Origin of the sequence: Vibrio sp. 10N.222.52.B7, assembly GCF_041474275.1 — a bacterium.
GTDB lineage: Bacteria > Pseudomonadota > Gammaproteobacteria > Enterobacterales > Vibrionaceae > Vibrio > Vibrio crassostreae_C.
Window position 1 is genome coordinate 36,790 of sequence record NZ_JBFRTU010000055.1, and the last position, 10,150, is coordinate 46,939.

General features: G+C 43.3%; 9 protein-coding genes. 4 read left to right on the forward strand and 5 right to left on the reverse strand.

The genetic code is table 11. The features are described from left to right. Positions 1 to 68: 68 nt before the first annotated feature. Complete coding sequence (locus AB4512_RS15025; protein WP_372116480.1) at positions 69 to 1,481, forward strand: NUDIX domain-containing protein; 1,413 nt, start codon at positions 69 to 71, stop codon at positions 1,479 to 1,481. 100 nt (positions 1,482 to 1,581) lie between these two features. On the opposite strand, the gene AB4512_RS15030 is transcribed toward AB4512_RS15025, so the two are convergent. Further along, on the reverse strand, positions 1,582 to 2,391 hold the full coding sequence (locus AB4512_RS15030) for a Cof-type HAD-IIB family hydrolase (protein ID WP_372175124.1): 810 nt from the start codon (positions 2,389 to 2,391) through the stop codon (positions 1,582 to 1,584). 184 nt (positions 2,392 to 2,575) lie between these two features. On the opposite strand from AB4512_RS15030, the gene queE reads away from it, so the two are divergent. Continuing rightward, complete coding sequence (queE, locus tag AB4512_RS15035; RefSeq protein ID WP_346762947.1) at positions 2,576 to 3,244, forward strand: 7-carboxy-7-deazaguanine synthase QueE; 669 nt, start codon at positions 2,576 to 2,578, stop codon at positions 3,242 to 3,244. A 58-nt stretch (positions 3,245 to 3,302) separates the two neighbouring features. Next, positions 3,303 to 3,998, forward strand: coding sequence for a 7-cyano-7-deazaguanine synthase QueC (queC, locus tag AB4512_RS15040; RefSeq protein WP_372175125.1), 696 nt, complete (start codon positions 3,303 to 3,305; stop codon positions 3,996 to 3,998). Here the strand turns inward: queC and AB4512_RS15045 are convergent. The 4 genes from AB4512_RS15045 to AB4512_RS15060 all read right to left on the reverse strand — a co-directional run bounded on the left by AB4512_RS15045 (position 3,958) and on the right by AB4512_RS15060 (position 8,558). Beyond that, on the reverse strand, positions 3,958 to 5,985 hold the full coding sequence (locus tag AB4512_RS15045; protein WP_017062304.1) for a diguanylate cyclase: 2,028 nt from the start codon (positions 5,983 to 5,985) through the stop codon (positions 3,958 to 3,960). The genes queC and AB4512_RS15045 overlap by 41 nt on opposite strands. A 162-nt stretch (positions 5,986 to 6,147) precedes the next feature. Continuing rightward, entirely contained in the window at positions 6,148 to 6,498 is a 351-nt protein-coding gene (locus AB4512_RS15050; RefSeq protein WP_017062305.1) for a DUF2750 domain-containing protein, read from the reverse strand. 135 nt (positions 6,499 to 6,633) lie between these two features. Beyond that, positions 6,634 to 7,251, reverse strand: coding sequence for an OmpA family protein (locus AB4512_RS15055; protein WP_102321441.1), 618 nt, complete (start codon positions 7,249 to 7,251; stop codon positions 6,634 to 6,636). Further along, positions 7,251 to 8,558, reverse strand: a complete 1,308-nt coding sequence (locus AB4512_RS15060) for a TolC family outer membrane protein (protein WP_017062307.1) — start codon at positions 8,556 to 8,558, stop codon at positions 7,251 to 7,253. Before AB4512_RS15060 ends, AB4512_RS15055 begins: the two co-directional genes overlap by 1 nt. Positions 8,559 to 8,960: 402 nt before the next feature. On the opposite strand from AB4512_RS15060, the gene AB4512_RS15065 reads away from it, so the two are divergent. After that, on the forward strand, positions 8,961 to 10,150 hold a 1,190-nt coding region (locus AB4512_RS15065), incomplete at its 3' end, for an Ig-like domain-containing protein (protein ID WP_372175126.1).

A 10,150-nucleotide genomic window follows, 5' to 3' on the forward strand; every position in this document is an offset into this window, starting at 1 on the left:
TTTGATTACAATAGTTCAACTGCAACAGCAGTCTTCAATATTCTTCTATTATTTTTTAGGTAAACTCGTTGGTTATTCGATATTTATTAGTTTTCATACTGTCTCTTTTGAGTACTACTTCCGCTTGGACAAACGACACTTTGCCCGATCATATCGCGGGCGCCTTGTGTGTAGTACGTGCTGATAACCAAATCGTGTTGGTTGATGAGTTGATCACCGGTCAATTGTCTCTACCGGGAGGCACTGTTGTTTCAGGTGAGCCGCCAGCCGTCGCGGCGCAACGTGAAACGTGGGAAGAGGCTGGTTTGTCGGTAACGGTCGGTGATGTGCTAGGTTATACCGACAGTGCCGTCGTGTTTGATTGTATTTCTGACTCTGAAGTGATCAGTTACAAGGCTCGAAATGAGTTAGGTGGCTTTGAGCTGCCGATTTGGTTTGCTCCTCATTATGGCGTGGAAGTCAGCCGAGCGATGTTACTTCCTCCTACTGAATTGCAAGATCACCAATACCGCTACCCAGAACAGTGGTCTGAGATTAACGAGCTGTTTTTATCTGCGACAGATCAACCGGTGACGTATGTGACTGAGCTGGTGGGCGCGGCACCCAAAGTCCATCAAGTTGAATTAAATTGGATTGTGTCACTTCAAAACACGTTCGATAAGATGCCAAGCGTATTTGCGAATACTGTGCTTTTGACTGACTTGTTGGCCAAGCCATGGGTCTTCATTGTGATATTGCCGTTAATTGCTTGGTACTTTGGCCGTAACTTCGCGTTGAAGTTTGGCTTCACTTTGATCTCGGTGACACTACTTACTTTAATCGCGCACCAAGGTTTTGGTTTTCCACGTCCACACGCTTACATGCCAACATTGAAACTGGTGATGAGCAGTGGGTATAGTTTTCCAAGTCTGTTGGCTGCCTTGTGGGTCAGTTTAACCTTGTTAGTCTTTTGGAAACTAAAGCGCCTCTTGGAGCAAAAAGCCATTCTGGTAGTGCTCGCTGGCCTGCTGTGGATCATGCTATTTAAGTCTTATTCAGGTAGTGCGTTTTTTAGTGATGTATTAATGGGTGGCGTATTAGGCGCTTTAACGACGTGGCATATCGTGAGATTAGACGCGAAACCGGATGTTGATATTAGCGCCTTATTGAGTTCTAAAGGTGTTTGGTGGGCATTGTGCTTACTGTCGATTGTTCTGACGGTGATATGGCCACTGCCAACATTCTCATTCTGGGTAGCGATTTTGATGACGATTGCATGCCTAGTGACGTTAACAGACTCGAAACCTTTGGTTGGTCAGTTCTCATTCAAGATCGTTCTTGGAGTGATGGCGATGTTGTTAGCGGGAAATCTGCTGATTAGCTGGGCTGGAAGCTTTGTCTCTTTCAGCGGTATTGCTTCATTTATTGTTGAAACGTTACGTTTCCCAATCTTGATTCTGTTTGGTGTGGTGGCATTTCGTCTGCCATGGAAAAGAGAGTAAGCGACTCGACTAACACAAAATCAAAAAGGCTGTGCAGTGCACAGCCTTTGTCATTTCTGAAACAAGCAAAAAGTAATTCTTATTAGAACCTGTTGAGCGTTTATGAGTTGAAGATAAACTTCTCAATCGCGACCGCTACACCATGGTCGTCGTTGCTAGCTGTGATGTGATCCGCCAGTTTCTTGGTTTCTTCCATTGCGTTTTCCATTGCAATGCCAAGGCCTGCGTATTCAAGCATATGGTGATCGTTTTCAGCATCACCCATGCAGATGACTTCTTCCGCTTTAATGCCTAAGTGTTTCGCTATCGCTTCAATACCGACACCCTTGTTTGATTTCGGGTTTAGGAACTCTAAGAAGAATGGTGCACTTTGTACGATAGTAAACTGAGTCTTAAGCTCTTGTGGCAACTTACCGATGATTTCAGTCAGCTTGCTTGGTTCAGCGACAATCATAGTTTTGATGATTTCGTGGTCATCTTCTAGTTGAGAAAAGTCGAACTCGGTTATATCTAAGCAATTAATACGCGCTTCAATACCAGTGTACTCATTGTTCTCAGGTGTGATTAAGCCGTGGATCTTGCTGAAAGCATGGACATAACCACCAAGCTGTTCAGCGAGGGCAGCAATCTCTTTTGCGGCTTTACCGTTGCTGATCTCACTGTGAATGATCTCTTTTGTCGATATGTTCTGAACCATAGAGCCGTTGTAGAAGAGTACAAAGTCATCTTCGCCGTCAATCGAAAGCTCATCTAATTTGCTTTGCATGCCTTCTAAAGGGCGACCAGAAGCGAGAACTACTTTCACACCTGCAGCTCGTGCTTTGGCGATTGCGTCTTTGTTCTCTTGAGAAATCACTTTTTCACTGTTGAGTAGTGTGCCATCCATATCAAGAGCAATCAGTTTGTACATGTTGTTCCTTACTAAAAAATTAAAAGCTAACGAAATCTATGGGCGAAAGGATAAGGGAACTTGAAAGTTCAGGCTAGGGCTTTGATCAACTCATTTATCAGTACTCATTTGTTTGACCAAAAGGGGGAAGTGCTTTAAGGTCTGCGGTTGATTAATTTCATCAAATGATTGAGCTGAGGGAAAGTTGTACAAGATTAATGAAATGTTTGAAACCATTCAGGGTGAGGGCGTGTTTACTGGCGTTCCCGCTGTTTTTGTTCGTCTGCAAATTTGCCCAGTGGGCTGTTCTTGGTGTGATACCAAGCAGACCTGGGAAGCGTTGCCAGAAGAGGAAACCAGCCTTGGCGATATTATGGTTAAGACAGAAGATTCACCTACTTGGTCAGCAATCGATGCTCAAGGAATCGTGAATGAATATATCAAGCAAGGTTACACTGCTAAGCACATTGTGATTACTGGTGGTGAGCCATGCATTTATGATCTTGTTCCTCTTACTGAAGCGTTTGAGCAGCACGGTTGTCGCTGTCAGATTGAGACTAGCGGAACATCAGAAGTTAAAGCCACACCGGACACTTGGGTTACGGTGTCACCGAAAGTGGCGATGAAAGCGAAACTGGAAATCTTAGATAGCGCCTTGCAACGTGCTAACGAAATTAAGCATCCAGTAGGTACAAGCAAAGACATCGAACAACTTGACGGTTTATTGGAGCGAGCAGCAGTTCCTAACGACACTGTTATCGCTCTGCAACCAATCAGCCAAAAAGACCGCGCTACTCAGCTTTGTATTGATACCTGCATTGAGCGCAATTGGCGCTTATCAATACAAACTCACAAATATTTGAGCATCGCATAGGTTGTATTTTTACTGGGCAAGATAAGTCGCTAGTAGAAGGTTCTCGTAAGGATTTAAGATGAAAAAAGCAGTGGTAGTATTCAGTGGTGGTCAAGACTCAACAACGTGTCTTGTTCAGGCATTAAAAGAGTATGATGAAGTTCATGCGATTACGTTTGATTATGGTCAGCGCCATAGACTCGAGATTGAAGTTGCGGAGTCATTGTCGAAAGAGCTTGGTGTGAAAGCGCACAAAGTGATGGATGTGACTCTGTTGAATGAACTGGCTATTAGCTCTCTGACTCGTGACGATATTCCTGTGTCTCATGAGCTGCAAGAGAATGGGCTGCCGAATTCATTCGTTCCTGGTCGTAATATTCTATTTCTGACTCTAGCGGGTATTTACGCTTACCAAATCGGTGCTGAAACCGTGATTACAGGTGTGTGTGAAACAGACTTTTCTGGTTACCCTGATTGTCGTAATGACTTTGTGAAGGCGATGAACTCTGCACTTGTACAAGGTATGGACAAGCCGCTTGATATCAAAACACCGCTAATGTGGTTAAACAAGGCTGAGACATGGGCGCTAGCAGACCAGTACTCAGCACTTGAACTTGTTAGAAACAAAACACTGACTTGTTACAACGGCATTGTTGGTGATGGCTGTGGCGATTGTCCGGCATGTGAACTGCGTAAAGTTGGCCTTAACGATTACCTCGGTGATCGCGAAAGCATCATGGCTGAGTTGGTTCGCAAACAGGCTGAGAATAAATAATTTCAGGTAAATCAATCGGTTCGTTATATGCATCAATAATGCAGTTTCGGCCGTTGCTTTTGGCTTGATAGAGTGCTTGGTCGAGCACTGAATACAAGTCATCAAAGTCACTTAATGCGTTTGAGGTTGCTAGATAAGCAAAACTCGCGGTCACATTAAGTGACTTTTTGCTTTCTGATAAAAAGACAGTGCTTGAAATGGCGTAGTGCAACTCTTCAACGCGTTCTCGTACCTCTGCTGGTGGGGTATCGGTTAACATGATGACAAATTCTTCACCCCCTAAGCGACCAAACAATTCACCATTCACTAAGTGTTTTCTAATTTGATCACTAATATGGACCAGTGCCCGATCACCAGTAGGGTGCCCATGCTCATCATTAATCTTCTTAAACTTATCTAGATCAAGCAGCACGAGCACATGCTGTTTGTCCGTCCCTTTACAGCGTTTCACTCTTTTGATTCTTCGAATTATCTCAGTTCGGCTATATGCTTTCGTTAAGCCATCAATTGCTGCTTTTGCGCGAACCGTTTTGTTTATCAATACCGTGAAGCTTGCAGCGCAAAGCAACAGAATAACAACGATGTTGTACATCCATCTTTGATGTTCCATTTTTTCAATTTGAACGCGGTCGAGTTTCGTCTGATGTGTCAGGAAAGAGCTTTCTAGTTCTTGTTCATATTTGGCGTGCGTCAGGCCGAGCGCTTCGAGTGCGAGTCGATTGTCGATATCTCTAGCTTCCATTTGTATTGACGAGTATCGCTGGTAGAAATAGAAAGCTTGTTGGTAATCGCTGAGTGATTGATGAATATCAGAAAGCTGAAGAAGTGACTGCGCGATGTATTTATGCCTTGTGACTTGTTCAGCTAATTCTAGCGCTTGTTGAGCATAGTTGAGTGCTTCCGTTGGCAATTTCTGTTCTTCGAACATATCGCTGATCGCCAAGTAAGCATTGATGCGAATGACATCATTGCTCAGTTCGCTCGAAGCTGAAAGAGACTCAATTAGGTAGGTTCTCGCCACATCATAGTTTTTCGTTTGAGTGTACGCTTTTCCTAAGCCAAGACTTGTGAGTGCAATACCGTAGCTATGCGACGTTGAGCTCAGCAGTGTTCTTGCTGTCTGAAAGTGGTGAATTGCTAGTTCACTTTGCTCTTGGTTAAGGTAGAGATCCGCAAGGCTGTGATGCACTTGTGCTTTCATTAAATCTGAAGCGTTTACTCTGAGAATGAGAGCTTGCTCTAGATACTCCGCCGATTTTTCATATTGCTTTAATTCTTTGAGCAAGTTACCCACATCGTTGTAAACCCCTGAAATATCATGCCCTTGTGGAAACACGTTTATTAGTGATAGGTAGGTGTCTAGTGCAGCTTGATAGTCACTGCGGAAATGATGATTGTTCGCGATGACTCGATAAGTCCCGAATTTTGGTAATACAGGGTCAGCGATGTCATGTAAATCTGACTGAAGGGCAGAGCAGTAATAGTTCGCTTGATGGTATTTAGCTTGCTCGTTAAGCGATCGGCATAGCTGGTACTTTAGTAAGGCTTTACCAGTTAAATCACTGCGAGATTGCATTTTCGCCAAAAGTGTTAGAAAGCCTTGTTGTGCTTGTTCATATTGGCCTTTGCCGTCTTTCCTCAGAGCAGAAATAAACGCTGTTTCTATCGCTTGGTAGTCATTGTCGTTTGAAGCGATTCCGTAGAACGGCTGATCTCGGTGGCTCATGTATTGATACAGAAGAGACGCAAGGTAAAGCTTATCTCCATAAACCGTTGAGCCGATGTAGCGTGTTTGCAGCATGTTTAATGCGCGCTCAGGAGAGTGGTTTAAAGTAGAGAGATAAAGCGCGTTCCAATCAGCATTTGGAGTAGAGCTTAGATTGGAGGTATAGACTGGTGAATTGTGGTCACGATCTGATGTTGATACTTGGCTATAAGAACAAAAGCTAATGAATAGTAGAAAGGTAACAAAAACGAAGTGATTCACAAGAGACGATCAATCAGATAAAGAACGATATTCTATTATTAGTTTGATGTTGCTTCAAATTTTGAATGGTGCGACTACGTGGTTATGCGAGGTAGGTCTCTAATTTATTGATACTAATCAGAGGTATATCGGTCGCGCGAATCGTGCGACCGATATCGGAAATTAGATGTATAATTTCGCTAGGTCAGAAGGCTCAAGTTCTTTGCCTTCTAATGTTGCATTCCAGTTAGTACCAACAAGAACGCCGTCTTCAGCAAGAGTCAGTAACCAATCTTCTACAAAGATATCTAGTGGAATTTCTAATACTTCGAAGTCAGCCCACTCTTCAACGTTGTGAGTTTGAGCATCTTCTTTTGAAGACCAGAATGGCATCACTTCGCTGTTTTCGAATTCACTTGAGTCACATGCTAGCCAACCTTCTTCGTTGCGAAGGCCCCATACCAGTTTAGTTTCTTGTGTTTCAGAAACGAAAAGTTCTAGATTTGCTTGAGTATCAGCTGTTAGTTTGCTCATGGATTAATTCTCTATGTTGATAACGTGGCAAGATTAACATTATAGACGGCTTAGGTATATGCTATTCAAGGAATTATCACCATACTGAAACGTTAACTTAAGATAACGTTTCAGTATGGTAAAAGCTGGGTACGCCTACTTTTTAATTTTGGTGAAGATGTGCCATTCTTCTTTGATATTACCCTTAAATCCAACAACGGAAGCAACAACTTTTCGATGTAGTGCGTGATTGATTTGGGTGTCATCACTGCTGAATTCAGAATCACCATGACCTACGATGCTGACTCTAGATGGCTGAATACCGTTGCTAATTAGCGCTCGTCTTACATGTGATGCACGTTCTTTCGAAAGCTTTAGGTTATGTTCCGCGTTACCTACTTTGCTGGCATAACCTTGCAATTCAATGCTGGTACTTTCGTAGCGCTTTAAAAATGCCGCCATTTGGCGTATGTGCCCTAGAAAGACAGGGTTTATTTCCGTTGAATTATTAGCGAAGAGTATATGCAGCTCTTTCTTTTCCGATGACTCGAAATATGATCCACAACCGTCGTTATCGATCTCGGCACCAATTTGTGTATCGGGACATAAATCTCGCGCGTTTATTACACCGTCATTGTCATCATCTTGAAGATCGTAAATTTGAGTGGCCGGCGGTAGAGCGCGATATTCGAATTCATCTTCGTTGTTTTCAGCTAAAACATTGGCAGATACAACCATGAAGCAAAGCGATAATACTGTGTTGGTAAGCTTCATTAATATTCCACCTTTTCATTCCATTCTTCTGGGATCTCAACTCGTAAACCGATGAGTAGGTTACCAGTTGCGTTCATTACGCGATATTTTGCGTATTGCTCGTCATACTTAGCATCTAAATAGCCTTTACGAGCTTCGAATAATTCATTCTCAGTGTTAAGTAAGTCGAGAAGGGTACGTTTACCGATACGGTATTGTTTCTCATATGAGATTACCGTGTCTGATGCCGAGTCTACGTGGTCAGATAGGAACTCTTTTTGCTGAACCGTTAAATCAAGTGCGCTCCATGATAGACGTAGACTCTCTTCTACATTGCGGTAAGTACTTTCGCGAAGGTCCTTGGCTTTGTTGAGTTGGTAGGCTGCACTTTCTGTGCGGTCTTGATCCGAACCACCATTGTAAAGGTTGTATCTTAAACGAACCATGGCAGAAAACTCATCGCTGCTGCCTTCTGTACCACCGGCGTCATCACGCCAAGTTTGAGCGGCTTCAAAAGAAACAGTCGGGTAGTTGGTACTCTTAGATTGTTTGTATTGGAACTTCGCTGAGTCAACATCGGCTTGTGCAATCTTAATGACTGGATGCTGGTTAAACGCTTTTGCCAACGCACCATCAACGGTATAAGGAATTGCACCCGCATCTGCGCGAGGGAAAGTTAACCCTAAAGGAGATTGACCAACAAGTCTTTTAAACTGAGTATGCGTATCAAAAAGGTTGTTTTGAGCAGCAAGCAAATTCCCGTGCGCTTTCGCAATACGAGCTTCAACTTGTGACATATCTGCGGTTGAACCAATACCTGATTCCACGCGCTTACGAATATCGTTATATATCTCTTTGTGCGTCGCTAAGTTACTTTCCGAAAGAGAAAGCACTTCATAGGCTTTCACTGCATCAAGATAAACCTTTGTTACTTCTAAAGCGATGTCTTGCGCGTTAGATAGTAGTTGATAGCGCACGGACTCTGCATCAGCCGCAGTACGGTCAATATCATTGGATGTATTAGCGCCATCCCATATTAACTGGGTCAAGGTGATCGTTGCTTCTTTTCTAGTCAGATCGGTAGTGTCTTGGTTGGTTGCTAGATCAGTATGTTCATAACCAATCCCACCATCTAAGTCTATACTTGGTCGATAAGCACCACCAGAAGCGTCGTTAAGATAACGCTTACTGATATATTCGTTATAAGCACTTTTGATTTCAGGGTTGCTTTCTAATGTAAACGCAACGGCTTGCTCTAAGGTTTGTGCTGTTGTCGGCAAACTTAGCGCTATAGCTAACCCTAATGTTGTCGTTTGAATGTAATTCAATTTCCATCTCTCCAAATTGGACTGCATCTAAACCTACGCTTTTTAATGTGCTAGATACGAAATTTAGATGAACCGCCAAAAAAATAACGTTCGCTCGAGAAGCTACCGTAAATGGTTGTAAAGTTGTTAACAGTTTGCTGTGCGTTTTATGATGATTTTGAGAACGTCAATTTTACGTTTTTAGCTCTGTTATTTTTCGCAAACACAATAACTTATATTGATAGTGTGAGCACTTTCATTATTGTGTGATGTGATCAGCGTCATTACCTTGTCACTCGGTATGTTAAATGCACGATTCATAACTAGGAATTATGTGATGTTAAATGTTATATTTAGGCTAATATTATAAATAAGATGTCACAAAGTTGACGTGACAAGCGAAAATGGTTTTTAGGGGTTGATATGGACATTACAGCATTGAATTTGACCGGTGCTCTTGCATTGGGTCAGCGCATTGTTATTTCAGTTGATGGCACGGTTAGAGTACTCGAAGAGGGAGAGCCTCTACAGGCTGGAGATGTAACTCTTGAATCTCAAAATGGACCTAATGAACCTCAGGTATCAGTTAAGCGTTTTTCACCTGAAGACGGTGAAGTTGAACTAGACCAGGATATCGCAAATATTTTTGCCGCATTAGAAGAAGGTGAAGACCCTACTGAGTTAGGAGATGAGTTCGCTACCGCTGCTGGTCAAAATGGTTCTAGCTTGGCAACTAGTGGGACTGTAGAGCGAGACGGTGAAGAAACGATCCCAGCAACCGAATTTATAACAACGGGATTTGAAGCGCTGGGCATGTCGCGAACTCAAAGCCTGAGCCTTCTAGAGCAATTCCGTTCGTTTGAGCAAACTAATAGCGCCCCTACCTTTGTTGATACCAATAACTCGCCTGTCGGTGACACTCTCTCATTTACAACCGATGAAGATACTCCAGTAAGCGGAACGTTGTCAGCATCAGATGAAGATGGCGATTCGCTGTCTTTCGTTAAGTTCACCGATCCATCAAACGGTACTGTCGTTGTCGATGAAAATGGTGATTGGACTTATACCCCCAACGAAAACTACAACGGTACCGATAGCTTTACGGTTATCGTCGATGATGGAAATGGTGGTACTGACACAATTACGGTTAACGTTGGCGTAACTCCCGTAAATGATGCGCCGATAGGTAATGACCTTTCAGTAACCACCGACGAAGATACCCCAGTAAGCGGAACGCTAAACGCAACAGATACGGACGGAGACTCGTTAACATTCTCAAAAGGCACAGATCCGTCAAACGGTTCTGTAGTCGTTGATGAAAATGGTAATTGGACCTATACGCCAGACGAAAACTACAACGGAAGCGATAGCTTCACCGTTGTAGTTAGCGACGGGAATGGAGGCACAGATACTATTACTGTTGATATTGGCGTGACGCCTGTAGATGACGACTCTTTATTTTTTAACCAAGAACTAAGTTATGCGGAAAACCAAGTGGCGGGCGCGGTGGTGGGTACCTTGTCCGGCAGCGATCTGGATGGCGTGACCAAATACGAGTTCAAACACAGTGACGGCACCTTAAGCACCATCAGTGAAGACGGTTTCTACAGTGT

What these genes read in the sequence shown, in the direction of transcription:
- AB4512_RS15050 (WP_017062305.1), bottom strand. Translation starts at nt 6,498, where the DNA reads ATGAGCAAACTAACAGCTGATACTCAAGCAAATCTAGAACTTTTCGTT.
- queC (WP_372175125.1), top strand. Translation starts at nt 3,303, where the DNA reads ATGAAAAAAGCAGTGGTAGTATTCAGTGGTGGTCAAGACTCAACAACG.
- AB4512_RS15055 (WP_102321441.1), bottom strand. Translation starts at nt 7,251, where the DNA reads ATGAAGCTTACCAACACAGTATTATCGCTTTGCTTCATGGTTGTATCT.
- AB4512_RS15030 (WP_372175124.1), bottom strand. Translation starts at nt 2,391, where the DNA reads ATGTACAAACTGATTGCTCTTGATATGGATGGCACACTACTCAACAGT.